This window comes from Kitasatospora sp. NBC_00240, from assembly GCF_026342405.1.
Lineage (GTDB): Bacteria > Actinomycetota > Actinomycetes > Streptomycetales > Streptomycetaceae > Kitasatospora.
Map to the genome: position 1 here is coordinate 1,146,046 of NZ_JAPEMU010000001.1, position 26,742 is coordinate 1,172,787.

Annotated in this window: 9 protein-coding genes; 7 read left to right on the top strand and 2 right to left on the bottom strand. The window is 76.4% G+C overall.

Annotated elements, in window-relative coordinates; translation table 11 throughout:
• Nucleotides 1–75 precede the first annotated feature (75 nt).
• Nucleotides 76–19,368 (bottom strand): type I polyketide synthase, encoded by a 19,293-nt coding sequence (locus tag OG689_RS04830; protein WP_266318014.1) that lies wholly within the window; start codon nt 19,366–19,368, stop codon nt 76–78.
• 126 nt (nt 19,369–19,494) lie between these two features.
• Nucleotides 19,495–19,680 (bottom strand): DUF6059 family protein, encoded by a 186-nt coding sequence (locus OG689_RS04835; protein ID WP_266318015.1) that lies wholly within the window; start codon nt 19,678–19,680, stop codon nt 19,495–19,497.
• Nucleotides 19,681–20,086: 406 nt separating this feature from the next.
• Between OG689_RS04835 and OG689_RS04840 the strand changes: the two genes are divergently transcribed.
• The 7 genes from OG689_RS04840 (at nt 20,087) to OG689_RS04870 (ending at nt 26,545) form a co-directional block, all read left to right on the top strand.
• On the top strand, nt 20,087–22,003 hold the full coding sequence (locus OG689_RS04840) for an HAD-IIIC family phosphatase (RefSeq protein ID WP_266318017.1): 1,917 nt from the start codon (nt 20,087–20,089) through the stop codon (nt 22,001–22,003).
• Nucleotides 22,000–22,245, top strand: coding sequence for a phosphopantetheine-binding protein (locus OG689_RS04845; RefSeq protein ID WP_266318018.1), 246 nt, complete (start codon nt 22,000–22,002; stop codon nt 22,243–22,245). Before OG689_RS04840 ends, OG689_RS04845 begins: the two co-directional genes overlap by 4 nt.
• Nucleotides 22,246–22,310: 65 nt before the next feature.
• Nucleotides 22,311–22,850, top strand: a complete 540-nt coding sequence (ssuE, locus tag OG689_RS04850; protein WP_266318020.1) for an NADPH-dependent FMN reductase — start codon at nt 22,311–22,313, stop codon at nt 22,848–22,850.
• 44 nt (nt 22,851–22,894) lie between these two features.
• Nucleotides 22,895–23,113, top strand: a complete 219-nt coding sequence (locus tag OG689_RS04855) for a DUF5988 family protein (RefSeq protein ID WP_266318022.1) — start codon at nt 22,895–22,897, stop codon at nt 23,111–23,113.
• A gap of 593 nt (nt 23,114–23,706) precedes the next feature.
• Nucleotides 23,707–24,216 carry a SigE family RNA polymerase sigma factor gene (locus OG689_RS04860; RefSeq protein WP_266318024.1) on the top strand — a complete coding sequence of 170 codons (510 nt, stop codon included), beginning with the start codon at nt 23,707–23,709 and terminating at the stop codon, nt 24,214–24,216.
• 97 nt (nt 24,217–24,313) lie between these two features.
• A complete protein-coding gene (locus OG689_RS04865) occupies nt 24,314–24,718 on the top strand; it encodes a hypothetical protein (RefSeq protein WP_266318025.1) in 405 nt (134 codons plus the stop codon).
• 252 nt (nt 24,719–24,970) lie between these two features.
• Nucleotides 24,971–26,545 (top strand): phospholipid carrier-dependent glycosyltransferase, encoded by a 1,575-nt coding sequence (locus tag OG689_RS04870; RefSeq protein WP_266326868.1) that lies wholly within the window; start codon nt 24,971–24,973, stop codon nt 26,543–26,545.
• Nucleotides 26,546–26,742 lie beyond the last annotated feature (197 nt).

Below are 26,742 nucleotides of genomic sequence, written 5' to 3' on the forward strand. Positions count from 1 at the left end.
CTTCGGCGTGTTCCCCCCCGCCGGCCGAGCGCGGCGTGGCCGCCCCGCCGGCCCGGGGGCCGGCGGGGCGATGCCTCACTGGCGGCCGAGCTCCCCGTCGATCAGGTCGAACAGCTCGTCGTCGTCGGCGCCGTCCAGCTGGTCGGCGAACCCGGTGACGTTCCCTCCGCGGGCGGCCCGGATCCGGTCCAGGACCGACTGGAGACGGTCCGCCAGCAGGTCGAGCTCGGCGCCGTCGGCAGCCGGCGCGGCCGGGTCGGCGAGCACCGACTCCAGCTCCGCCATCCCGGCGAGCACCGGCGCCACGACGCCCGCCCGCTCGGCCGGCGGGGCCAGCAGGCCCTCCAGATGCCGGGCCAGGGCGCCGGCGGTCGGGTGGTCGAACAGGAGGGTGCTGGGCAACCGCAGGCCCAGCGCGCCTCCCAGCCGGCCCCGCAGTTCGACGGCGGTCAGCGAGTCCAGGCCGAGGTCCAGCAGACCCCGGTCGACCGGCACGGCCCCGAGGTCGGCGTGGCCCAGCACCTCGCCGACGTAGCGGCGCACCAGGTCCAGCACGGCGCGTCCGCGCTCGGCCGGGTCCAGCCCGGTGAGCCGGGCCGCCTGGTCCTGGCCCGCGGCGGCGCCGGCGGTGGCCGGACGGCCGACGGGGGCGCCCGTGACGGGGAGCAGGGCGCGCAGCGCCGCGGCCGGACCGGAGCCGGGCCCGCCGGCTCCGGGCGCGGCCAGCCGGACGGCGACCGCCACCGGCCGACCCGCGGTCAGCGCCGCGTCCAGCTGCGCGAGCGCGCCGATGGGCGACAGCGGGGCGATGCCCACCCGGGCGATCCGCGCCCGGTCGGCGGCGCCCAGCGCGCTGCCCATGCCCTCGCCCTCCCAGAGTCCCCAGGGCAGGGACAGCGCGGGGAGCCCCTCGGCGTGCCGGTGCAGGGCCAGCGCGTCGAGGAAGGAGTTGGCGGCCGCGTAGGCACCCTGCCCGGCGGTGCCCAGCACGCCGGCGACCGAGGAGAACAGCACGAAGGCGGCGAGCGGCAGGCCCTTGGTGGCCTCGTGCAGCGCCCAGGCGCCACCGACCTTGGGCCGCAGCACGCCGTCCACCCGCTCCGCGGTCAGCCCCTGGACGAGCCCGTCGTCCAGCACGCCCGCCGCGTGCAGCACCCCGGTGACCGGCGGACCGGCCGGCAGCAGGGCGAGGACACGCGCGAGGGCGGCCGGGTCGGCCACGTCGCAGGCGGCGGCGAGCACCTGTACGCCCTGCCCGGCCAGTTCCTCGGCCAGCCCCGGGGCCACCGTGCCGCCGCGGCTGAGCAGCAGCAGGGAGCGCACCCCGTGGACGGCGGCCAGGTGGCGCACGACGGTCGCGGCGAGGGCCCCGGACGCGCCGGTGACGATCACGGTGCCGTCGCCGAAGCCGCCGGACGCGGGCCGGGCGGGCTCGGAGGTCCCCGGGCCGGAGCGGCCGAGCCGGGGGGCGAGCAGCCGGCCCTCGCGGAGCAGCACGTGCGGTTCGTCGTCGGGCCAGCGGACGGCCGGCAGCCGCCCGAGGTCGTCGGCGGGCAGGTCCGTGTCGACCAGCAGGACCCGGCCGGGGTGCTCGGTGGCCGCCGAGCGCACCAGCCCGCCCACCGCGGCGGCGGCGAGGGCCTGCGGTGTGCCCGGCTCGGTGCCCGGCAGCAGTACGGCCAGCCGGCCGGACTCGAACCGCTCCTCGGCCAGCCACTCCTGGAGCGCCGTCAGCGCCCATGCGGTGGCGGCCCCGACCCGGTCGGGCACGGCGGCGTCCGCCGGTCCGGCCGGGAGCGGCAGCAGCACCGTGGGCGGCACCGGGTGGCCCGCGTCGGCGGCCAGCTCCCGCAGCGCCGGGTACGGCCGGGCCGGGCGCCCCGACGCGGCGAGCGCCTCGGCGAGCCCGGGCGCGCCGACGACGGCGACCGGTTCGTCCGTGGCCGGCAGGGCCAGCACGGCGGTGCCCGGCACCAGCAGCGGGTCTCCGCCGCCCGCCGCGACGAAGCGCTCGGCCGGGACTTCGGCGAGTTCCAGCGCCCCGGCGTGCAGCAGCGGGGTGCCCGTCCCGTCGTAAAGCGTCACGGCCGCGCGGTGCGCGTCCTCGGGGACCACCCGTGCCCGCAGCGGCCCGGTGGCCGTGCCCGGGTGCAGCCTGACGTCGCGCCAGGCGGACGGCAGCAGCAGGGTCGGCCGGCCGTCCTCGGGGAGGCCGGCGTGGGCCCAGGGGTGCAGGGCGGCGTCCAGCAGGGCGGGCGGCACGGCGAAGCGGCGGTCGGCGGCGCGTCCGCCCTCGTCGGGGGCGGCGAGTTCGGCCGACAGGCTGCCGTCGGGATGACGCCACGCCGCGGTGACGGCGCGGAAGGCACCCGCGTACCCGAGGCCGTGGGCCGCGAGCGCCGGGTAGAGCGTGTCCGGGCCGACCGGCTCCGCACCGGGTGGGGGCCAGCTGCCGGCCGCGACGGACGGTTCGGTGCCGTCGGCCGGGGCGAGGACCCCGGAGGCGTACAGCACCCAGGGCGCCTCGGCCGCCGTGTCGGGGCGGGCGTGGACGCGGATCTCCCGCTCGCCGTCGGCGCCGGCCGGGCCGACCGTGATCTGGAGCCGGACGGCCTCCTCGGGGTGCGGCAGCAGCGGCGCGTGCAGGTCCAGGGCGGCGACGACCGGCACGCCCGTGGTCAGCCCGACGTGCAGGGCCAGGTCGAGCAGGGCGGTGGCGGGCAGCACGGTCGCACCGGCGACGGTGTGCCCGGTGAGCCACGGGTGCTCCCGCAGGGCGAGCCGCCCGGTGAAGAGGGTGCCCGCGCCGTCGGCGAGTTCCACGGCGGCGCCGAGGAAGGGGTGATCGGCGGTGGTGAGGCCGGCAGCGGTCACGTCACCGGCCGGCGCGGGGGCGTCGAGCCAGTGCCGGGTGCGCTGGAAGGCGTAGGTCGGCAGCTGGGCCGCCGGGTCGGCGCCGGGCCTCGGCGTACCGAGCAGGGCGCTCCAGTCGACGCGGCCGCCCGCCGTGTGCACGGCGGCCAGTGCGCCCACCAGGGCGGCCGGTTCGGGCCGGCCGCGTCGCAGCAGCGCCGCCGTGACGGCGGGGGGCTGCTGCGGGTCGACGGCCCGGTCGGCGGCGAGGATGTCCGGGACGAGCGTGGTGAGGACGGTGTCCGGGCCGATCTCCAGGTACCGCGTGGTGCCGAGCCCGCGCAGGGTCCGGACGCCGTCGGCGAACCGGACCGCCCCACGCACGTGCCGGGCCCAGTAGTCGGGTGCCGCGGTCTCGTCGGGGTCCGTGCTGCGGCCGGTCAGGTCGGAGACGAAGGGGACGGCCGGCGGGGCGAAGGAGAGCCCGGCGAGCGCCGTCCGGAAGTCGTCCAGCATCGGTTCCATCAGCGGGGAGTGGAAGGCGTGACTGACCTTCAGCCGCTTGGCCTTCACCCCCTGGGCGGAGAGCCGGGCGGCGACGGCCAGCACGGCGTCCTCCTCGCCCGACACGACCGTCGCGAGCGGGCCGTTGACGGCGGCCACCGCGGCCTGTGCCTCGTATCCGTCGAGCGCGGCGGCGACCTGGGCCTCATCGGCGCGGAAGGAGAGCATGGCCCCTTCGGCCGGCAGCGCGTCCATCAGCCGGCTGCGGGCCGCCACCAGGGCGACCGCGTCGGTCAGGGTGAGCACCCCGGCGGCGTGGGCCGCGGCGACCGCGCCGATCGAGTGGCCGAGGACGGCGTCGGGCCGCACGCCGAACCCGGCGAGCAGCCGGACGAGTGCCGTTCCGACGGCGAACAGGGCGGGCTGGGTGTAGGCGGTGCGGTCCAGCAGACCGGTCTCCTCGAACACCACCTCCCGCAGCGAACGCTCCAGATGGGGATCGAACGCGGCGCAGACCTCGTCGAAGGCCGCCGCGTACACCGGGAACGCCGCGTACAACTCACGCCCCATACCGACCCGCTGACTGCCCTGACCGGTGAACACGAACGCCGTCCGCCCACCGAGCGCCCCGCCCTGGACCACCCCGGCCGACTCCGCCCCCGACGCCAACGCCGCAAGCCCCGCCACCAACTCGGCCCGGTCCGACCCCAGCACCACCGCCCGACGCTCGAACGCCGACCGCGACGACACCAACGCCCGCCCCACCGCAACAGGTTCGACATCCCCCCGCTCCGCCACCCACGCCAGCAGACGCCCCGCCTGCTCCCGCAACGCCTCGTCCGTGCGTGCCGACACCGGCCAGACGGTGACCGGAGCCGCGACGGACTCCAACTCCGGTGCAGGCTCCACGGGCGGCTGCTCCAGGATCACATGCGCGTTCGTCCCGCTGATCCCGAACGACGACACCGCCGCCCGCCGCGGACGCCCCACCTCCGGCCACTCCCGCGACCGCGACAACAACTCCACCCCACCCGACGACCAATCGACGTGCGGACTCGGGGCGTCCACGTGCAGGGTCGCGGGCAGGAGCCCGTGCCGGATCGCCTCGATCATCTTGATCACGCCGGCCGCGCCCGCGGCCGCCTGGGTGTGACCGATGTTGGACTTGATCGACCCCAGCCACAGCGGCTGGGCCTCGGGCCGTTCCCGGCCGTAGGTGGCCAGCAACGCCTGCGCCTCGATCGGGTCGCCCAACCGCGTCCCCGTGCCGTGCGCCTCGACCGCGTCGACATCCTCCGCGGACAGGCCGGCCGACGCCAGCGCCGCCCGGATCACCCGCTGCTGGGCAGGTCCGTTGGGCGCGGTGAGGCCGTTGCTGGCGCCGTCCTGGTTCACGGCGGAACCCCGGACCAGCGCGAGCACGGGGTGTCCGTTGCGCCGGGCGTCGGAGAGCCGCTCCAGGACGAGCAGGCCCGCTCCTTCCGCCCAGCCGGTGCCGTCCGCGGCAGCCGCGAAGGGCTTGCAGCGACCGTCGGGGGCGAGGCCGCGCTGCCGGCTGAACTCCACGAAGGTGGCCGGCGTCGCCATCACGGTGACACCGCCCGCGAGGGCGAGCGAGCACTCGCCGGAGCGCAGCGCCTGGCTCGCGAGATGCAGGGCCACCAGCGAGGACGAGCAGGCCGTGTCGACCGTCACCGCCGGACCCTCCAGACCGAGCGCGTACGCCACCCGGCCGGACGCGACGCTCCCGGCGCTTCCGCTGACCAGGTAGCCCTCGTAGCCGTCCGGGGCCACCGGGGCCTGGCTGAGCCGGGAGCCGTAGTCGTCGTACATGACCCCGGCGAACACGCCGGTCAGGGTGCCACGCAGGGCGGCCGGGTCGATCCCGGCCCGCTCCACGGCCTCCCAGGCGGTCTCCAGCAGCAGCCGCTGCTGCGGGTCCGTGGCCAGCGCCTCGCGCGGGCTCATGCCGAAGAAGGCGGGGTCGAAGTCGGCGGCGTCGTACAGGAATCCGCCCTCCCGGGCGGCCGACGTGCCGGGCCGTTCGGGATCGGGGTGGTACAGCCGCTCCAGGCTCCAGCCGCGGTCCTCGGGGAAGGGACCGACGGCGTCGACCCCGCCCTCGACCAGCCGCCAGAGGTCCTCCGGTGAGCGCACCCCACCGGGGTAGCGGCAGCCGATGCCGACGATCGCGATCGGGTCCTCGTCCGGTGCGCCCGCTCCGGCGGCCGGCCCCGACGGTGCCTCGGCGCCTTGCGGGCCTTTCCCGAGCGGTTCCTCCGGCAGCAGTTCGGCCAGCAGGTGCGCGGCGAGCGCCGCGGGGCTCGGATGGTCGAAGACGAGGGTGCTGGACAGCCTGAGGCCGGTCGCGGCGTTGACGCGGTTGCGCAGCTCGACCGCGGCCAGCGAGTCGAAGCCCTGCTCGGTGAACGAGCGGTCCTCCTCCACCGCGTGCGGCCCGCTGTGGCCGAGGACGGCGGCGGTGGCGCCGCGCACCAGGTCGCGCAGGAGGACGCCCCGCTCGGCGGCGGGAAGGGCCGCCAGTCGCGCGGCCAGGCTGGCGGCGCCGGTCGGGGCGGCCGGCGCGGCGGCCGCGGCGCGCCGGGCGGCGGGTCGGACCAGTGCCCGCAGCGGCGCGGGCAACGTGGCGGCCACGCCGCCGGTCAGGTCGAGCCGGACGGGTGCCAGCAGCGGCTCCGGCGCGGCCAGCGAGGCGTCCAGCAGGGCGAGCGCCTCGGCCGGTGGCAGCGGGGCGATGCCCGTCCTGGCGAGGCGGGCCAGGTCGGCGGCGGCCAGCCGGCTGCCCATGCCGTCACCGTCCCACAGGCCCCACGCCAGCGAGAGCGCGGGCAGGCCGAGCCGTCGCCGGTGCACGGCGAGCGCGTCCAGGAAGGAGTTGGCGGCGGCGTACGGGCCCTGGCCGGCGGTGCCGAGCAGACCGGCGACCGAGGAGAACAGGACGAAGGCGGCGAGCGGTAGGTCCCTGGTGGCCTCGTGCAGCGCCCAGGCGCCGTCGGCCTTGGGCCGCAGCACGCCGGCGATCCGGTCGGCGGTCAGCCCCTCGGTGACGCCGTCGTCGACCACTCCGGCAGCGTGCAGCACGGCCGTGACCGGCAGGCCCTCGGGGGCCTGGGCCAGCGCGGCACGCACGGCGTCCGGGTCGGCGACGTCGCAGGCGGCGGCCACCAAGGTCGCCCCGGCCGCCGTCAACTCCTCGGCCAGGCCCGGTTCGACGGTGCCCCGGCGGCTCAGCAGCAGCAGACCGCGGACGCCGTGGCGGTGCACCAGGTGCCGGGCGACCAGGCCGCCGAGCGCGCCCGAGGCGCCGGTGAGCACCACCGTCCCTTCTCCCAACGCGGGTGTGTCCTCGCCGGTTTGCTCCGCCGGCGCCTCGGCCCCGGCCAGCCGCGGCACCAGCAGGTCGTGCCCGCGCACCGTCACCTCGGGCTCGCGGTCGGGGTGCCAGGCCGCGGGCGGTACCGGCACGCCGGGCTCGGCGTCCAGCAGGGCGACCCGGCCGGGGTGTTCGGCGGCCGCCGAGCGGAACAGGCCGCGCACCGCGGCGGCGGCGAGGTCCGGCTCGTGCCCGCCGTCGGCGGTGCCGACCGCGCCCCGGGTGAGCAGCACCAGCCGGGAGCCGGTGAAGCGCTCCTCGGCCAGCCACTCCTGGAGCACCGGCAGCAGCTGCCGCACGGCCTCCCGGGCGGCCGCGGCCGGGTCGGCCGCGCCGGCCGGAGTGCTGTAGGGCAGCAGGACGGCCGGCGGCAGGGCGCCCGCTCCGGCGCTGGCGCGCAGGGCGGCCAGGCCGGTGACGGCGACCGTCCGCGGCAGCAGCGCGAGGTCCGGCGGCTCCCCGGTCACGGCCAGCACGGCGGCCTCGCCGGCCGGCGCTGCGGACGATTCAGGGGTGAGTGGTCCCATGGACTCCGGCTGCCAGACCAGGGTGTACAGCGAGCGCTCCGGCGAGCGGTCGGCGGTGCTCCGCAGGGCCCGGGTCAGGGCCCACGGCTCGACCGGGCGCAGGTCCAGCCGCCGTACCGAGGCGAGGGGGGCGCCCGCGGCGTCGGCGAGGGTCAGCGCGTACCCGCCGTCGACGGGGCGCAGCCGGACCCTGGCGGCGGCGGCGCCGACCGCGTGCACGGCGACGCCGCTCCACGCGAAGGGCAGCACCAGCGCGGGGGCGCCGTCCGGTACGACCGCGCGGCCGTACCGGGCGACCAGGTGGAGGGCGGCGTCCAGCAGCGCCGGGTGCAGGCCGTAGGCGGGGGCCGTACCGGCCTGTTCCTCGGGCAGCGCGACCTCGGCGTAGAGGGTGCCGTCCTCGGCCCGCCAGCCGGCCCGCAGCCCCTGGAAGGCCGGGCCGTAGTGGTACCCGTCGTCGGCGAGCCGGTGGTAGACGTCGTCGAGCGGCAGGGCGGCCGCCTCGGCGGGCGGCCAGGACGGCAGGCTCTCGTCGTCGGCCGGGCCGGCGGTGGCGAGCACCCCGGAGGCGTGCCGGGTCCAGGGGGCCTCGTCCTCCCCGGCGGGGCGGGAGTGCACCGCGAGCGCCCGGCGGCCGTCGGCGGGGGCGGCCACCGAGAGCTGGATCTGGACTGCGCCTTCGGCCGGCAGGCCGAGCGGTGCTTCCAGGGTCAGCTCCTCCAGGTAGGGGGCGTCGGCCCGCTCGCCCGCGCGCAGGGCCAGTTCGACCAGGGCGGCGCCGGGCAGCAGCACACCGCCGGTGACGGCGTGGTCGGCGAGCCAGGGCAGGGCGGCGAGCGAGAGCCGGCCGGTGAGCAGCAGGCCTCCGCTCTCGGGCAGGTGGAGTTCGGCGCCGAGCAGCGGATGGCCGGCGGCGTCGAGGCCGACGCCGTGCGGGTCGGCGGGAACGGCGTCGGGGTCGAGCCAGAAGCGACGGTGCTCGAAGGCGTAGGTCGGCAGGTCGGGGGCGTCGGCGATCCGGCCGGACACGCCGGTCAGGGCCGCCCAGTCGACGTCCGCGCCGTCGGCGGCGTGCCGGGCCAGCGCGGTGGCCAGTGTCTGCGGCTCGGGACGGTCGCGGCGCAGGGCGGCCGCCGTGCCGACCGGGACCGCGTCGCCGAGGGTGGCCTGCACGAAGGCGGTGAGGACGGCGTCGGGGCCCAGTTCCAGGAACCGGGTGGCGCCCTGGGTGTGGAGGGTGCGGACAACGTCGTGGAAGCGGACGGCGGAGCGGATGTGCCCGGCCCAGTAGCCGGGGTCGGCCAGTTCGGCGGCCGTGGCGAGGGTTCCGGTCACGTCCGAGACGACGGGGATCAGCGGCTCCCCGAACCCGGTCTTCTCGGCGGCCGCCCGGAACTCCGCCAGCACCGGCTCCATGTGCGGCGAGTGGAAGGCATGACTGACCGTCAGCTTCCGCACCCGGCGCCCGCGTTCGCGCCACACCTCGGCAAGCTGCAGGACGGCGTCCTCGTCGCCCGAGAGCACCACCGAGCGCGGCCCGTTCACCGCCGCGAGCGACAACACACCCTCCCGGCCGGCCAGTTCGGCCAGCACCTCCTCCTCGGCGGCCTCGATCGCCACCATCGCCCCACCGGCACGGGCCGACTCCATCAACCGGCCACGACCGGCCACCAGCGCCGCCGCGTCCGCCAGCGAGAAGACCCCCGCCACGTACGCCGCCACCACCCCGCCGATCGAATGCCCCGCCACCAGGTCGGGCAGCACCCCGGCGGAGGTCACCAGCCGGTGCAGCGCGACCTCGACGGCAAACAGGGCGGGCTGGGTGTAGGCGGTGCGGTCCAGCAGACCGGTCTCCTCGAACACCACCTCCCGCAGCGAACGCTCCAGATGGGGATCGAACGCGGCGCAGACCTCGTCGAAGGCCGCCGCGTACACCGGGAACGCCGCGTACAACTCACGCCCCATACCGACCCGCTGACTGCCCTGGCCGGTGAAGAGGAAGGCGGTGCGCCCAGGGGCGGTACGGCCGCGCAGCACACTCGGGTTGTCCTCGCCGGCGGCCAGCGCGCGCAGCCCGTCGAGCAGGTCGGGCCGGGCCGAGCCCACCAGGACGGCGCGGTGCTCCAGCGCGCCGCGGGTGGCGGCGAGGGCGTGGCCGACCCGGCCGGCGTCGACTCCGGGCCGCTCGGCGAGGTGCTCGTGCAGCCGTCCGGCCTGCGCGCGCAGCGCGCTCTCCGTGCGCGCCGACACCGGCCACACCGTCACCGGAGCCGCGACGGACTCCCGCTCCGGCACGGGCTCGACGGGCGGCTGCTCCAGGATCACATGCGCGTTCGTCCCGCTGATCCCGAACGACGACACCGCCGCCCGCCGCGGACGCCCCACCTCCGGCCACTCCCGCGACCGCGACAACAACTCCACCCCACCCGACGACCAATCGATCAACGGCGAGGGCTCATCCGCGTGCAACGACGCCGGCAACACCCCCTCCGACAACGCCCGCACCATCTTGATCACACCACCGACACCCGCAGCCGCCTGCGCATGCCCGATGTTCGACTTCAACGACCCCAACCACAACGGCCGGCCCTCGGGGCGACCCCGGCCGTACGTGGCCAGCAGCGCCTGCGCCTCGATCGGGTCACCCAACCGCGTCCCCGTCCCGTGCGCCTCCACCGCATCCACATCACCGGCCGACAGACCCGCCGACGCCAACGCCGACCGGATCACCCGCTCCTGCGAAGGACCGTTCGGCGCCGTCAGACCATTACTCGCACCGTCCTGATTCACCGCCGACCCACGCACCACCGCCAACACCCGATGCCCCCTCGCCCGAGCATCGGAAAGCCGCTCAAGAACGAGAACACCCACCCCCTCGCTCCACCCCGTCCCGTCCGCACCCGCCGCGAACGACTTGCACCGACCGTCCGCCGACAGACCCCGCTGCCGACTGAACTCCACGAAGGTGTCCGGCCGCGCCATCACGGTGACACCGCCCGCCAGCGCGAGCGAGCACTCACCCGAGCGCAGCGCCTGGCTCGCGAGATGCAGGGCCACCAGCGAGGACGAGCAGGCCGTGTCGACCGTCACCGCCGGCCCCTCCAGGCCGAAGGTGTAGGCGATCCGGCCGGAGATCACGCTGGAGGTGTTGCCGGTCAGCAGGTACCCCTCGTACCCCTCGGGGGCACGCTGGAGCCTGGATCCGTAGTCGTTGTACATCACGCCGGCGAAGACGCCGGCCGGGGTTCCGCGCAGGGTGGCCGGGTCGATCCCGGCGCGCTCCAGCGCCTCCCAGGACGACTCCAGCAGCAGCCGCTGCTGCGGATCCATCGCCGCCGCCTCCCGCGGCGAGATCCCGAAGAACTCCGCGTCGAAGTCGGCCGCGCGGTGCAGGAATCCGCCCTCACGGGAATAGGACGTGCCCTGGTGGTCGGGGTCGGGGTGGTACAGGTTGTCGAGGTCCCAGCCACGGTCGGTCGGGAACCCGGAGATCGCGTCCCGCCCCTCCGCCACCAGCCGCCACAGATCCTCCGGCGAACCCACCCCACCCGGATAGCGGCACGCCATCCCCACGATCGCGATCGGCTCGTCCACCGCCACCGCACGCTGAACGGCCTGCGGCCGCACGGCCGTCCGGGCGCTGCCGAGTTCGTCGAGCAGCCTGGCGGTGAGGGCGGCCGGCGAGGGCTGGTCGAAGACGACGGTGCTGGGCAGGCGCAGGCCGGTCACGGCGTTCAGGCGGTTGCGGAGTTCGACCGCGGTCAGCGAATCGACCCCGAGGTCCTTGAAGGGCCGGCCGGCCTCCACCACACCGGAGCCGTCGTGCCCGAGGACGGCGCCCACCACGGACAGGACCAGGTCGCCCGCCACCCTCGCCCGTTCCGCCTCGGGCAGCGCGGCGGTGCGTTCGGCCCACCCGCCGGCCGCGGCGCCGGCGCCCCGGGCGGCGGCGCTGCGGCGGGCCTGACCGGGAACGAGGCCGCGCAGCGGGGCGGGCAGCGGACCCTCGGCGGCGCGGGCACGCAACGCCGCACGATCGATCCTGGCCGGTACCAGCAGCGGTGCGGGGTCGGCGAGGGCGGCGTCGAAGAGCTCCAGGCCGCGCGCGACGTCCAGCGGCGGCAGGCCGCTCCGCTCCCAGCGGCGGATGCCCGCCGCGTCCAGCGCGCCGGCCATGCCCTCCTCCTGCGCCCAGAGCGACCAGGCGAGCGAGGTGGCGGGCAGGCCGCGGGCCGCGCGGTGCTGGGCGAGGGCGTCGAGCAGCGTGTTGGCGGCCGCGTAGCCTGCCTGCCCGGCGGTGCCGGTGATGCCGGAGACGGAGGAGAAGAGGACGAAGGCCTTCAGGTCCGTCCCGGCGGTCAGGTCGTGCAGGTGCCAGGCGCCGTCGGCCTTCGGGCGGAGCACGCGGTCGAGCCGCTCGCCGTCGAGGGTGGCGAGCGTGCCGTCGTCCAGCACGCCCGCCAGGTGCAGGACGGCGGTGAGCGGCCGGTCGGCGGGCACCGCCGCGAGGGCGGCGGCCAGGGCCTCGCGGTCGCCGGTGTCCGCCGCGGCGAACCGGACCTCGGCGCCCTGCCGGGACAGCTCGTCGGCGAGCGCTTCGGCGCCCTCGGCCGCACCGCCGCGGCGGCCCGCCAGCAGCAGGTGCCGCACCCCGTGCCGGGTGACCAGGTGGCGGGCGAGCAGTACGCCGAGCCCTCCGGTACCACCGGTGATCAGGACCGTGCCGGCGGTGAGGTCGGGGAGACCGGCATCGGGCGACGGGTCCGCCGGAGCGGGGGCGGCCGGTACCAGGACCGGCAGGAGTGCGACTCCCCGGCGCAGGGCGAGTTGGGGCAGCCCGGTGGCCAGGGACGCCGGCAGGGCCGCCGCCGAGGACGGCTCGTCGTCGAGGTCGGCGAGCTGCAGTCGGCCCGGGTTCTCGGTCTGCGCACTGCGGACCAGCCCCCACACGCCGGCGGCGGCGGGTGCGGCCACGGTGTCCCCGGGCAGCGCGCCGACCGCCCCACGGGTCACGAAGGCCAGCCGGCTGCCCGTCAGCCGGTCCTCGGCCAGCCAGCGCTGGGCGAGGAGCAGGGCCGCGCGGGCCAGGCCGCGAGCGGCCCGGGGGACGTCCGGGCCGGCGGTCTCCCCGTCGGGCACGTCCGGGCCGGGCTGCTCCGAGCCGGGTGCGTCCGGGCCGGCGTCGGACAGGGCGGCGTCGGACAGGACGGCGAGGACGGCGTCGGGTGCGGGCTCGCCCGCCTCCAGGGCGGACAGCAGCGTCTCCAGGTCGGGTACGGCGGGCAGCTCCGTCAGACCCTCCGGTGCCCGGCCCAGGACCAGCACCCGGCCGACGGCGGCGTCGCGGACGGGGGCGCCGCCGGGCAGCGGCTGCCAGTCGACGCGGTGCAGGGCGCCCCGGCTGTCGGTCGCCGACGCGGCCACACGTGGTGCACTGCGCAGGGCCAGTGCCCCGACCGACAGCACGGGCCGGCCCTCGGCGTCAGCGGCGGTCAGCGTGGAGCCGCCCTCGGCGGCGGGCGCCCAGTGGATGCGCAGGACGTCCGGGCCTTGGGCGTGCAGCCGGACCGCACCGAACGAGAACGGCAGCGGCAGGCCCGTCGCGCCGACGTCCTGCCCGGCCGCCTCGGCGTCGACGAGCGGGTGCAGGGCGGCGTCCAGCAGGGCGGGGTGGACGCCGTAGTCGGCGGCGTCCCGGGCCTGTTGGTCGTCGAGCGCGAGTTCGGCGAACAGCTCCGGGCCGCACCGCCAGGCCGCGCGGACGCCCTGGAAGGCCGGGCCGTACGCGTAGCCGTGGCCGAGCAGCCGGCCGTACAGCGCGTCGACGTCCAGCGGTTCGGCGTCGGACGGGGGCCAGGCGGTCGGCGTCGGCGCCTGCGCAACGGCCTGGGGGGCGCCGAGCAGACCGTCGGCGTGCCGGGTCCAGCCTTCGCTGTCGTCCTGGGCTCCCTGGCCCGACCGGTGCGGGCGGCCATGGATCGCCAGCGTCCGGCGGCCCTGCTCGTCCGGCGGGCCGACCGCGATCTGGAGCTGGACCGAGCCGCCGGCGGGCAGCGGCAGCGGGGCGTGCAGGGTCAACTCGTCGACCGCGTCCGTGCCGAGGCGCCCGGCGGCGGCGAGGGCGAGTTCGAGGAACGCCGTGCCCGGCAGCAGCGGGGTGCCGAGGATGTCGTGGTCGGCGAGCCAGGTCCGGTCGGCGAGCGAGATCCGGCCGGTGAGCAGCAGCCCCCCGTCGTCGGCGAGTCCGACGGCCGCCGCGAGCAGGGGGTGATCCGCCTCGGACAGGCCGAGGGCGGCGGCGTCGGCGGCCGGCCGGGGCGACACCCAGTAGTGGGTGTGCTGGAAGGCATAGGTGGGGAGGTCGAGGGCCGGCGTCGGCCCGGGAAGCAGCGGGAGCAGCACGTCGGCCGGGGCGCCGGCGGTGTGCAGCCGGGCGAGTGCGAGGGCCAGGCCGTGCGCCTCCGGCCGGTTGCGGCGGAGCAGCGGGACGGCTGCCGTGCCGGTGTCGTCGTCCAGCGTGTCCCGGACGAAGGCGGTGAGGACGGCGTCGGGGCCGATCTCGACGATCGTGCTGGCGCCCTGTTCGCGGAGGGCGCGGACGGCGTCGTGGAAGCGGACGGCGGAGCGGATGTGCCCGGCCCAGTAGCCGGGGTCGGCCAGTTCGGCGGCCGTGGCGAGGGTTCCGGTCACGTCCGAGACGACGGGGATCAGCGGCTCCCGGTACTCGACCGTCTCGGCGACCGCCCGGAACTCCGCCAGCACCGAGTCCATGTGCGGCGAATGAAAGGCATGACTGACCGTCAGCCTCCTTACCCGACGCCCGCGTTCGCGCCACACCTCGGCAAGATGCAGGACGGCGTCCTCGTCGCCCGAGACCACCACCGAGCGCGGGCCGTTCACCGCCGCGAGCGACAACACACCCTCGCGGCGGGCCAGTTCGGCCAGCACCTCCTCCTCGGCGGCCTCGATCGCCAGCATCGCACCACCGGCCCGCGCCGACTCCATCAACCGGCCACGACCGGCCACCAGCGCCGCCGCGTCGGCCAGCGAGAACACCCCCGCCACATGGGCCGCCACCACCCCGCCGATCGAATGGCCCGCGACGAGATCCGGGGTGATGCCGTGCGACTCCAGCAGCCGGACGAGTGCGGCCTCGACGGCGAACAGGGCGGGCTGGGTGTAGGCGGTGCGGTCCAGCAGACCCGTCTCCTCGAACACCACCTCCCGCAGCGAACGCTCCAGATGCGGCTCGAACGCCGCGCAGACCTCGTCGAAGGCCGCCGCGTACACCGGGAACGCCTCGTACAACTCACGCCCCATACCGACCCGCTGACTGCCCTGACCGGTGAACACGAACGCCGTCCGCCCACCGAGCGCCCCGCCCTGGACCACCCCGGCCGACTCCGCCCCCGACGCCAACGCCGCAAGCCCCGCCACCAACTCGGCCCGGTCCGACCCCAGCACCACCGCCCGACGCTCGAACGCCGACCGCGACGACACCAACGCCCGCCCCACACCGGAAGCTTCGAGCTCCGGCCGCTCCGCCACCCACGCCAGCAGACGCCCCGCCTGCTCCCGCAACGCACCCTCCGTGCGCGCCGACACCGGCCACACCGTCACCGGAGCCGCGACCGACTCCAACTCCGTTGCAGGCTCCACGGGCGGCTGCTCCAGGATCACATGCGCGTTCGTCCCGCTGATCCCGAACGACGACACCGCCGCCCGCCGCGGACGCCCCACCTCCGGCCACTCCCGCGACCGCGACAACAACTCCACCCCGCCCGACGACCAGTCGATCAACGGCGAGGGCTCATCCGCGTACAACGACGCCGGCAACACCCCCTCCGACATCGCCCGCACCATCTTGATCACACCACCGACACCCGCAGCCGCCTGCGCATGCCCGATGTTCGACTTCAACGACCCCAACCACAACGGCCGATCCTCCGCGCGGCCCCGGCCGTACGTGGCCAGCAGCGCCTGCGCCTCGATCGGGTCACCCAACCGCGTCCCCGTCCCGTGCGCCTCCACCGCATCCACATCACCGGCCGACAGACCCGCCGACGCCAACGCCGACCGGATCACCCGCTCCTGCGAAGGACCGTTCGGCGCCGTCAGACCATTACTCGCACCGTCCTGATTCACCGCCGACCCACGCACCACCGCCAACACCCGATGCCCCCTCGCCCGAGCATCGGAAAGCCGCTCAAGAACGAGAACACCCACCCCCTCGCTCCACCCCGTCCCGTCCGCACCCGCCGCGAACGACTTGCACCGACCGTCCGCCGACAGACCCCGCTGCCGACTGAACTCCACGAACATGCCAGGGGTGGCCATCACGGTGACACCGCCCGCCAGCGCGAGCGAGCACTCACCCGAGCGCAGCGCCTGGCCCGCGAGATGCAGGGCCACCAGCGAGGACGAGCAGGCCGTGTCGACCGTCACCGCCGGCCCCTCCAGACCGAGCGCGTACGCCACCCGGCCGGAGATCACGCTGGTGGTGCTGCCGGTCAGCACATAGCCGTCCCCGCCGTCCGCACCTTCGTAGAGGCGGGGGCCGTACTCCATCGCGGTCGCGCCGACGTAGACGCCGGCCGGGGTGCCGCGCAGGGCGGCCGGGTCGATCCCGGCGCGCTCCAGCGCCTCCCAGGACGACTCCAGCAGCAACCGCTGCTGCGGATCCATCGCCGCCGCCTCCCGCGGCGAGATCCCGAAGAACTCCGCGTCGAAGCCGCCGGCGGCGTCCAGGAATCCGCCGTGCCGGGTGTACGTGGTGCCGGGCCGGTCGGGGTCCGGGTCGTAGAGGCCGTCGAGGTCCCAGCCGCGATCGGTCGGGAACCCGGAGATCGCGTCCCGCCCCTCCGCCACCAGCCGCCACAGATCCTCCGGCGAACCCACCCCACCCGGATAACGGCAGGCCATCCCCACGATCGCGATCGGCTCGTCCACCGCCACAGGCGCAACCGCCACCCCGGCCAGGCCGTCGGCGCGGTCGTCGCCGCGCAGGTGCTCGGCCAGCGCCTCGGGTGTCGGGTGGTCGTAGACGACGGACGCGGCCAGGTCCCGCCCGGTGGCCGCCGCCAGGCGGTCGCGGAGTTCGACGGCGCCGAGCGAGTCCAGGCCGAGGTCCTTGAAGGTCCTGCCCCCGCCGAGGGTGTGCGGGGTGACGTGGCCGAGCACGACGGCCGCCTGGGCGCGGACCAGCTCCAGCAGGTCGCGCCCGGGCCGCCGGCGCGGCTCCGGACCGGCGGCGGGTACGGGCTCGGCCACCGGTCCGGGCCCGGCCGTGGCCGTGTCAGGACCGGTGTCCGGTGCGGCGGTGGGGAGTTCGGGCCCGGCGGTCAGCCAGTGCCGCTCCCGCTGGAACGCATAGGTGGGAAGCCCCGTCGGCCGGGCCGCCGCAGGGCCGGTCCCCGTCCCGAAGTAGGCCGGCCAGTCGACCCGGCCGCCCCGCACGTGCAGCAGTCCGAGCGCGCCGAGCGCGGTGGCCTCCTCCGGCCGTCCGGAGCGCAGCAGGGCAGCCCCGACCACCTCCGTCCCGAGCCCGTCGGCCACGGCGGTGTTCCGGGCCAGGGCGCTGAGGACGGCGTCCGGCCCGAGTTCGAGGTGGGTGCGCACGCCGAGGCCGTGCAGGCTGCGGACGCCGTCGGCGAAGCGTACGGCCTGCCGGGCGTGCCGGACCCAGTGCTCGGGGTCGGCCAGGGTGTCCGGACCGACCGGCAGGCCGGTGAGGGTGGAGACCAGCGGCACCCCGGGCGGGGCGTACGTCAGCCCGGCGGCGACGGTACGGAACTCGGCGAGAGCGGGCGTCATCAGGGGCGAGTGGAACGCGTGGCTCACCCGCAGGCGACGGGTCCGGCGGCCGAGGGCGGCGAGCCGCTCCGCGACCTGGGAGACCGCCTGCTCGGTGCCGGAGAGCACCACGGCGCGCGGGCCGTTGACGGCGGCGACGCCCACTTCCTCCTCCCGCCCGGAGAGCAGCGGGAGCACTTCCTCCTCGGCCGCCTCGACGGCGACCATCGCGCCGCCGCGGGGCAGCCGGGACATCAGCCGGCCCCGTGCGGTGATCAGCACGGCGGCGTCGGCGAGGGTCAGCACCCCGGCGGCGTGCGCGGCGGCGATCTCCCCGATCGAGTGCCCGGCGACGGCGTCCGGCACCACCCCCCAGGAGCGCAGCAAGGCGTGCAGGGCGGTGCCGAGGGCGAACAGGGCCGGCTGGGTGTACGCGGTGTCGTCCAGCAAGCCGGCTTCGGGGCTGCCGGGTTCGGCGAGGAGCAGCGGGCCGAGCGGGCGGTCGAGGTGCGGGTCCAGGGCGGCCACGGTCTCGTCCAGCGCATCGGCGAACGCCGGGAAACGGCGGTGCAGTTGGCGCCCGGCGCCGGGTCGCTGGCTGCCCTGGCCGGGGAACAGGAAGGCCGTCCCGCCGACGGTCCCGGCGCTGCCGACGGTCAGGCCGGGCGCGTCCTCGCCCTCGGCGAGGGCGTCCAGGGCGGCGAGCAGGCCGGAGCGGTCCCCGGCGACGACGGCGGCCCGGTCCTCGAAGGCGGTGCGGGCGGTGGCCAGCGGGGCGGCGATCTCGGCGGGGCCGAGCGCGGGGTGGGCGTCCAGGTGGGCGCGGAGGGCGGCGGCCTGCCCGCGCAGGGCGCGCGGTCCGCGGCCGGAGAGCAGCACGGGCGCGGGCAGCGCGGCGGGCGCGGGCGCGACGGGCGCCGGCGGGGCGGACGTCAGCACCACGTGGACATCGGTGCCGCCCATGCCGAAGGAGCTCACCCCGGCCAGCAGGGCGCCGTCCCCGCCCTCCCCGGCGTCGGCCGGCGGGGCCGGCCACGGGACGAGGTCGGTCGCCACGCGCAGCCGCAGACCCGCCAGGTCGATGGCCGGATCGGCGTTCTCGTGGTGGAGGGTGGGCGGCAGCTCGCGGTGGTGCAGGGAGAGGACGGTCTTCAGCAGGCCGACCAGCCCGGCGGCACCCTCCAGGTGTCCGACGTTGCTCTTCGCGGAGCCCACCAGCAGCGGCGCTCCGGGATCGCGCCCCGCACCGAGCACCCGGCCGAGGGCGGCCGCCTCGACCGGGTCGCCGACGGCGGTTCCGGTGCCGTGGAGTTCGACGTACTGGACGCGCGCCGGGTCCACCCCGGCCTGCCGGTAGGCGGCCTCCAGCACCAGGGCCTGGCCGTCGGCGCCGGGAACGGTGAGTCCGTCGGTGGCGCCGTCGTTGCCGGTGGCGCTGGCGAGGACGACGCCGTACACCGGGTCGCCGTCGGCGAGCGCCGCCGCCAGCGGCTTCAGCAGGACGGCGACCCCGCCCTCGCCCCGCGCGTAGCCGTCGGCCGCGGCGTCGAAGGGCCGGCTGCGGCCGTGCGGTGACAGGCCGCCGAAGCGGGCGGCCCCGAGCGTGCTGTCGGGCCCGGCGATCAGGTTCACGCCGAGGGCGACGGCGAGGTCCGACTCGCCGCTGCGCAGGCTCTCGCAGGCCAGGTGCACCGCGACCAGCGAGGAGGACTGGGCGGTGTCCACGGTCAGGCTGGGCCCGCGCAGGCCCAGCTGGTAGGAGAGCCGGTTGGCGAGCATGCCCCGGTTGAGACCGGTCAGCGTGTGGCGGTCCACCGCGTCGGGGCCGCGCCGGTGCACCAGCGCGGCGTAGTCGTCCAGGAAGGCGCCGACGAAGACGCCGGTGCGGCTGTCGCGCAGCCGTGCGGGCACGGTGCCGGCGTCCTCCAGCACCTCCCAGCCGAGTTCGAGCGCCAGCCGCTGCTGCGGGTCCATGGCGGCGGCCTCGCGCGGCGAGATCCCGAAGAAGCCGGCGTCGAAGGTGTCGATCCGGTCCAGGAACGCACCGGCCCCCGGCACGCCCGGGGTGTCCTGCGGCCACCGGTCGGCGGGCGGCTCCCCGACGGCGTCCCGGCCCTCGCGCAGCAGTGTCCAGAACGCCTGCGGCCCGCAGGCCCCGGGCAGACGGGCGGCGAGGCCGACCACGGCGACGGCGAGGGGCGGCGACGGGACCGCGCGCGGGCCGGTGGCTTCGGCGCCGGACGCGGCGGGGCGGGCAGGGACGGGGGCGGCTGCGGAGTGCTCGGGCTTGGCGGTCATCGCGGGGTGCGTGCTCCTCGTCGAGGCTCTGGGGGGCACGGGCGGCGCCGGTGGGCCCCGCCCGTGCGGTCATGGTCGGCGGGCCGGCTAAACCGCCCCTGAACGTCGGTCTGCGTCCGCTCCGGGTCAGGAGAGCCTGGCGAGCCGCTCCCACAGGTCCCGTTCGACGGGGGTGGGCGGTACGCCGGGCACCAGCCGCTCGGGGTGCCCGGCCGGCGGGCCGGCGCCGGCGGACGTCTGCGGGTCGGACGTCTGCGGATCGGAGGTCTGCGGATCGCACTGCTCGGTACCGTCGAAGAGCGGTACCGGCACCCCCCAGCCTGCGGCGTACCACCGCATCGGCAGCAGAAGGTGATCCAGCGCCCACCGTCCGGCTCTTCGCCGGCGCGGCGGCCGCACGGGTTCCAGCGGGTCCAACCGGTGCCTCCCGGTCTCTTGTGATGGTCCTGAAGTGCGGCGGCGCGCGCACCGGACCACCTTCCGGGGGTCCGCCAAACCACCCCTCAACCGCGGCCAAAGAGCTTCGCCGCGCCCGGGCCGGGTCCGCCCGCCCCCGCCCCCACGGGTGGGCCCCCGCGATTCAGACTCGCTTCAGCCGGCCCGCCCACGATGGGCCCTGCGGCCCCCGGCGTGCTCCCGACGCCGCGCCCCGCACCGGCCCCCGCCGGGGCAACCCGTCCCGGGCGGCCCGGCCCCGACGCACCCAGGAGAGGACCCGATGGAGACGCCCGTGGCCGCCGATCCGGCGCGCACCCTGCTCGACCTCCGCCGCGGCGGACGGCTCGCCGCCGAGTACCCGGCCGTCCGCGCGCTGCTCGCCGAGGCGGACGCCCGGCAGACGGCGCACGCGGGCCGGGTGCTGGGCGGACTCGACCCCGACGAGGTGCTGGCCGCCCACCCGGGCACCCCCGCACTCACCGTGGCCGTCGTCGGCCACGGCACGGTCGGCCCGCTGCTCGGTCCACTGACCGGCGAGCTGGCCCGGCACGGACTACTGCTGCGCCCCTACCAAGGCGTCTTCGACAGCTGGGTGTTCGAGCTGTCGGACCCGGGCAGCGCGCTCTACGCGGCCTCCCCCGACCTGGCGCTCTGCCTGCTGGACCCGACCGTGGTCTTCGACGAGGTGCCGCTGCCCTGGCGGCCGGCCGACGTGGCCCGGGTGCTCGCCGAGAAGACCGCCCTGGTCGAGAAGCTGGCGGCCCGCTTCGCGGACACCGCGCGCGGCACCCTGGTGCTCAACACCCTGCCCCTGCCCCGCCGGTACACCGCCCAGCTGATCGACCACCGCTCCCGCGCCGAGCTGGGCGCGCTCTGGCGGGAGGCGAACGCCCGGCTGCTGCGCCTCGGCGCGGACAACGCCTCGGTGGTCGTGATCGACCTCGACCCGCTGCTCGCCGAGGGCGTCCCCGCCGCCGATCCCCGGCTGGACGTCTATGCCAAGGTGCACCTGTCCGAGCCCCTGCTGGCCGCCTACGCCCGCGAGATCGGCCACCTGGCCCGCCATGTCGCCGGCCTCACCAGCAAGGTGCTCGTCCTCGACCTGGACCAGACCGTCTGGGGCGGGATCCTGGGCGACGACGGCCCGGAGGGCATCGAAGTCGCCGGCGGCCACCGGGGCGAGGCGTTCCGGGCGTTCCAGCGGGTGGCCAAGCAGATCGGCTCGCAGGGCGTGCTGCTGGCCGCCGTCAGCAAGAACGACCGCGAGCCGGTGCTCGACGTGCTGCGCGACCACCCCGACATGACGCTGCGCCATGAGGACTTCGTCCGGGTGACCGCCGACTGGCGGCCCAAGTCGGAGAGCATCACCGCCCTCGCCAAGGCGCTCAATCTCGCCACCGGCGGCTTCGTCTTCGTCGACGACTCCACCTTCGAACGCGGGCTGGTCCGACATGAGTTGCCCGAGGTGGCCGTGGTGGCCGTCGACGACGAGCCCGCCCTCCACGTCGAACGGCTGCTGCGGGACGGCTGGTTCGACGTCCGGCGGCTGACCGGCGAGGACCGCACCCGGGCCGAGCTCTACCGGGGCGAGGTGGCCCGCAGCGACTTCCTGCAGGGCTTCGCCTCGGTCGCGGACTATCTGGACGAACTCGGTGTCAAGGTCCGGCTGCGGCCGGTGACCTCCGAGGAGCTGCCCAGGGTCTCCCAACTCACCCTTCGGACGAACCAGTTCAACCTGACCACCCGGAGACTGCAACCCGCCGAAGTCGCCGCGTACGCCGCGGCGGAGGGCTCCGGGATCCTGACGGTGCGCTCCGCCGACCGGTTCGGCGACAACGGCCTGGTGGGCGCCGTCTTCCTGGAGCGCAGGGACGGCGAACTGCGGATCGACAACTTCCTGCTCAGCTGCCGGGTGTTCTCCCGCGGCATCGAACAGGGCGTGCTCTCCGCCGTCCTGGGCCTCGCCGACGGCGCCGGCCTGCACGCGGTCACCGGACACTACCGGCCGACCCCGCGCAACCACGTCGTCAAGGACCTCTTCCCCCGCTACGGGTTCACCCCCGTGCAGAACGGCACCGACACCTCCGTGAGCGAGGGCCTCGCCTTCCGCCACGACCTGAGCACCGCACTGCACCCGCCCGGCCACCTGCGGCTCGACGCCGACCCGGCCGGCCTTCTGGAAGGAGCGCACGCATGAGCGACACCGACGGGCTGCGGGAGCTGATCACCGTGGCCGGGGACGAACTGGGCCTGGACATCGCACCGCAGGACGCCACCGTGGACTTCGACGAACTCCCCGGCTGGGACTCCCTGCACCTGCTGACCCTGCTCACCGCCCTGGAGCGGGTCACCGGCCGCAGGCTCTCGCTCCCCGACCTGCTGGAGGCCCGGACCATCGCCGAGGTCTTCGAGATCGCCTCCGCCCAGCCTGCCGCCTGACACCCCGCGGCGCACGCCCCGCCATCGACATCCACCCCGCCGCGCCCCACTCCCCCGAGGTTCCCATGGCCCGTGTCCTGACCCTCTCCGGCAGCCCGTCCGCCGTGTCCAGAACGACCCGACTGCTCGGCGAGGCCGCCCGCCGCCTCGACGCACAGCACCACCAGGTCACCGCGGTCGAGGTCCGCAGGCTGCCCGCCGACGTTCTCACCGGCTCCGACGTCCACCACCCGGCGGTCGCCGAGATCGCCGAACTCATCCGCGAGGCCGACGGCGTGGTGGTCGGCACCCCCATCTACAAGGCCGCCTACTCCGGCCTGCTGAAGTGCCTGCTCGACCTCCTGCCGCAGTACGCGCTGGCCGGGAAGACCGTCCTGCCGCTGGCCACCGGGGGCTCCCCGGCGCACGTCCTGGCGGTGGACTACGCGCTGCGCCCGGTCCTGTCCTCGATGGGGGCCGCGCACGTCACCCAGGGCTGGTTCGTCCTGGACAGCCACATCCTCGCCACGCCGGACGGCGCCACCGACCTGGCACCGGCCGCCGCCACCGCCCTCGACGAGCTGGTGGACCGCTTCTCCGCCGCCCTCGGCACCTCCGTCGGCTGAACCACGGGCCACCCCTGATTCCCGCGTCGACCGAAAGGCTCAGCATGATCGACAAGCATCCCAACGTGATCCTGCTCGGCGGCCCCGCCGGTGAACTCCCCGACGACCACCGGATCCACCACGTCACGGACCTCGACACCACCCTGAAGCTGTTCCGCGGAAACCGCTACGAGCACTACCGCCCGACCCCCGAGACCCTGCGGTCCGGGGCCGACCGCCTGCGGGTCTTCACCTGGAGCCACAGCACGTTCGTCGCCGAATAGCGGCGGGCCTCCGGCCCGGCGCCCGGCGCCCGGCGCCCGGGCCCGGGCTCGCCCGCTCGCCCGCTCGCCCGCTCGCCCGCTCGCCCGCGAAGCCCAACCACCGCGGACGGCACCGGTGTCGACCGCCCGGACCGTCCCTCCCCGACGCCTGCGGACCGTCGTTTCCCGACGCCTGCGGACCGTCGTTTCCCGACTCCCGCGGACCGTCCCGCACGCCCACGGGCCGCATGGCCAGGCGCAGGCGGCCCCCGTGTCGCCGCCCGCGATCGCGTCGGTGCCGAGTCCGGCCAGGATCTGGCGCCCGTACCTGTACGGCCCCTCCCGGATCGGCCGATGACGTCCCGCCACCTGACAGGCGGGAAGTCGTCCGCGGCCGGGTCGGTGCCGAGGGGTGCGGCCACCCCGCGCCCCGGATGTGACCCACGCCACAGGTGCGGGGTGCATAGCGGCGTGGGGCCCAGTGTCTTATCAGGTGTACAGGAGCGCGTCCGCGGTCCTGCGGCGGCGCGCGTGGGCGACGACGCGCGCGGCCCTCGGCTCGGCGGGAGCGCGGCAGGGGTCGGCGCGCTCGGCGGGGAAGCAAGGGGTCGAGGGTGACGGGGCAGGCGCGGGTCGACGCGTTCGACCGCTTCGTGGCGGCTCGCTGGCCGGCGCTGCTCCACCTGGCGCGGCTGCTCACCGGCGGGGACCGGCACCGGGCGGAGGACCTGCTGCAGGAGGCGCTCGTCAAGCTCTGGTTCGCCTGGCCGAGGGTGGCCGAGCAGGCGCCCGAGGCGTACGTACGGAAGGTGCTGGCCCGTGCGGCGGCCCGCTCGGCGCGGCGGCGCTGGTGGGGTGAGCAGCCCGTCGGCCGGCTGCCCGACCCGCCCGGAGCGGCGGACGAGGCGGCGGCCGTGGACGAGCGGACCAGGTTGGAGGCCGTGCTGGCGTTGCTGCCGGCCCGGCAGCGGGCCGCGGTGGTGCTGCGCTACTACCAGGACCTGCCCGAGGGTCAGGTCGCGGAGGTGCTCGGGTGCCCGGTGGGTACCGCCCGGTCGCTGACGGCCCGTGGCGTCGCGCGGTTGCGGCAGTTGCTGGCGGAGGCGGTCAGCCCGGTCGAGTGAGGAACGTGTCCGGTGCTGAAGGCCGTGCGCCGAGGGCCGTGCGCCGAGGGCCGGACGAGGTGGGTCGTGTGAGGGGGGTCGTGTGAGGAGGGGAGCCATGGATCGCTTCGAGCAGGAGCTGGTACGGATGATGCGCGAGGAGCAGGAGGTTGAGCCGTACGAGGACCGCCACCGGCATCGCCTGCACGCCGGCGTGCAGGCGCGGAAGCGGGCCCGGACGGCGTGGACGGCCGCCGGGTCGGTACTGACCGCCGCCGGGCTCTGCGTCGCGCTGCTGGTCCTCGCGGGTTCCTTCTCCCGGGGCGGGCCGGCCGGCCCCCGACCCCGGCCCCTGGTCTCCGCCGAGTCGGTGACGATGACGTCACCCGGCCGCCCGGCCTCCACCGCCGAAGGGGCGCCGGCACCGTACCGCCTGTCGACGCCGAGGCCGGCGACGGGGCCGGACCGGATCTCGGCCACCCGGCCGGCGCCCCGGCCGGGTGCGGGCGGTCCCGTCGGGTGAGGAACGCCCCGGCCCGTGAGTGAACCGCCGGCCGCCGGGCACCCCGTCCCCGCTCGTCCAAGCCTCCCCGAGGAGAAGGCCCACCACGTGATCCCCGAGAACGCGACCGCCCCGGCCGGCCCACAGCGGCAGCCGGCCGACCGCCGGCCGACCCCGTGGGAGCGGCAGCTGCACCGCGCCGGGTACGCCGCGCGCCCGCAGCTCTCCGTGCGCGACCGCCTGGTGACGCCGTTCCCCGAGCCCGGGTCGCGGATGCGGCGCCCGCCCCGGCTGTCCCCGGCGGCGCTGCGCCGCCTGGCGCGCTGGTCCGGCTGGGGCGGGCCGCTGCTGGTGACCCTCCTCGCCGGGCTGGCGCGCTTCTGGCGGCTGGACAGCCCGCGGGCGGTCGTGTTCGACGAGACGTACTACGCCAAGGACGCCTGGTCCCTGCTGCGGCTCGGCTACGAGGGCAGCTGGCCGGACCGCCTGGTCGCCGACCCGCAGATCCTGGGCCGCCCCCAGGTGATCCCGCTCTCCGACGCCGGGGCCTTCGTCGCGCACCCACCGGCGGGCAAGTGGGTGATCGCCCTCGGCGAGTGGATGTTCGGCCTCGGCCCGTTCGGCTGGCGCTTCATGACGGCGGCCCTGGGCACGCTCTCGGTGCTGATGCTGTGCCGCATCGGGCGCCGCCTGTTCCGCTCCACCCTGCTGGGCTGCCTGGCCGGGGCACTGATGGCGGTGGACGGCCTGCACTACGTGATGAGCCGCACCGCGCTGCTCGACCTCGTCGTGATGGTCTTCGCCCTGGCGGCGTTCGGCTGCCTGCTGGTCGACCGGGACCGCACGCGGGACCGGCTCGCCGCCGCCCTGCCGGTCGGCGGGGCCGGGCGCGGGGACGGGGACGACCGGGCACACCCGGACGGGCACACCGCCGCCCGCGCCGGGACGGGCCCGCGCCCCTGGCGGCTCGCGGCCGGCCTCTTCCTCGGACTGTCGGCCTCGGTCAAGTGGAACGGCCTGTACTTCCTCGCCTTCTTCCTCGTCCTCACCCTGCTGTGGGACGCCGGCGCCCGCCGCACCGCGGGAGCGCACCACCCCTACCGCGCGGTGCTGCGCAAGGACCTCTGGTCGGCACTGTCCCTCGTCCTGGTCACCGCCCTGACCTACCTGGCGACCTGGACCGGCTGGCTCCGCTCCGACCACGGGTACGGGCGGCACTGGGCGGACGGCCGCGGCGGCACCTGGTCCTGGATCCCGGCCCCGCTCCGCAGCCTGTGGCACTACGAGTACGACGTCTACCAGTTCAACGTGGGGCTGCACACGCCCCACCCGTACGAATCGAACCCCTGGAGCTGGCTGGTCCTCGGGCGCCCCGTCCTGTTCCACCACACCCAGGCGGAGCCCGGCACGGCCGGCTGCCCCGCGGCGACCGCCTGCTCGCAGACCATCCTCGCCCTGGGAACACCGCTGCTGTGGTGGTCGGCCTGCTGCGCGCTGGTGTACCTCCTCTTCCGGTGGGCGCTGCGACGCGACTGGCGCGCCGGCGCCGTCCTGTGCGGGGTGGGGGCCGGCTACCTGCCCTGGTTCCTCTACCAGGACCGCACGATCTTCTCCTTCTACGCGGTCGCCTTCGTGCCCTACCTGAGCCTGGCCGTGACGATGATGCTGGGAGCCCTGCCCGGGCCGCCGGGGGCGAGCGACCGGCGCCGTGTGCGGGGCGTGCTGGTGGCCGGGGTGCTCGTCCTGCTGATCGGCTGGAACTTCGTCCACTTCGTCCCGCTCTACACGGGGCAGAGCATCCCGTACGCCGACTGGCGCGCCAGACTGTGGCTCGACAGCTGGTTCTGAGCAGCCGTAGCGCCGGTGCACGAGTCCGGCCGGCACTCGAAGCTCCACCAAAATCGAAATGTTCACGGCCCCGGGCACCGTGGGCCCCTGCCGAACTGGCAGGAGCCCACGATGCGGAGAGCCGCCGAGGAGAGCCGGGTGCCCTCGACGAGCATCATCCCGGCCGGTCCGGCCTACCGTCTGCTGCCGGCCCGACG